This is a genomic window from Vibrio sp. (genome assembly GCF_050299255.1).
Classification (GTDB): Bacteria; Pseudomonadota; Gammaproteobacteria; order Enterobacterales; family Vibrionaceae; genus Vibrio.
Genome location: NZ_JBNKVP010000184.1, coordinates 1 through 867, shown reverse-complemented (window position 1 = coordinate 867; position 867 = coordinate 1). Strand labels below are relative to the sequence as shown.

Sequence of the window (867 nt, the reverse complement as noted above, 5' to 3'; positions counted from 1 at the left end):
TTAGCCCAAAGATAATCCCAATTCTCAAGGCAATGCTAAGCATGACCTACCTAGAGACACATCCCATAACTAGGTCAACAAGGAATAATAAGGAAGGATAAACTGACACATGATTCAATTTAAATGCATGTAACTATCTAAAGTAGAGAGAGAAAGAATATAGGACCAACATGGTCAAGGAACACTTGCCTTGATTCCCCACTAACTGCTGCTCAAAGTCTTCTTCTTAAAGGTCTTGATGATTTCCGAAGTTCACAACGTCTAAATAATAACGACCGGAAACAAGCAATACAAAAAATAAATAAGACAGTACAGCAAACAGTACCTAAATACTAAACAAACAGTACTAAAATATGCTATTCATCGCTACGAACGCGTGAGCGCAAGAATCACCTAAATCGGAGCTACGGTTTGGAAGTTATGAAGGTTTTAAGTTAATAGATTAAAAGAGTAATTTAAAATAATCAAGGTTAATTAAGGAAAGGACCTAATCATAATTATAAAAAGTTAAACATGGACCTAAATGTAAAATTACAGAGACTAAAATATAATTATGAAAAAGTTCAGGGGTGTTTTTGCAAAATTTTGAGGTTCCAACGATTTTCGGGATTTATGGAATTATTTGCCTTAAGAAAAATCCGTAGAATATGCCCCCAGCACCGTGGACCGGGTCTACCAACGCCGGCTCACGGGTCTACGGACTTCATTAAACGCTGGTCGTTGGCTACCGGATCGATGGCTCGGATTAAACCAATTGAATTGGTATCTCTGCTCGGGTGTTTGGATCCGATCTGACGCTGGGTTGCCATCGGCTCTTCACAGTCGATGCAAGATTCACCCGGCGCCGATCCAACGGCTGAGGCGGCT

At 39.9% G+C, this 867-nt stretch carries 1 protein-coding gene; it reads right to left on the bottom strand.

Translation table 11 applies throughout. The features are described from left to right. Positions 1–686: 686 nt before the first annotated feature. The coding region (locus ACQY6F_RS18950; RefSeq protein WP_428776675.1) for a hypothetical protein at positions 687–867 on the bottom strand (181 nt) is incomplete at its 5' end.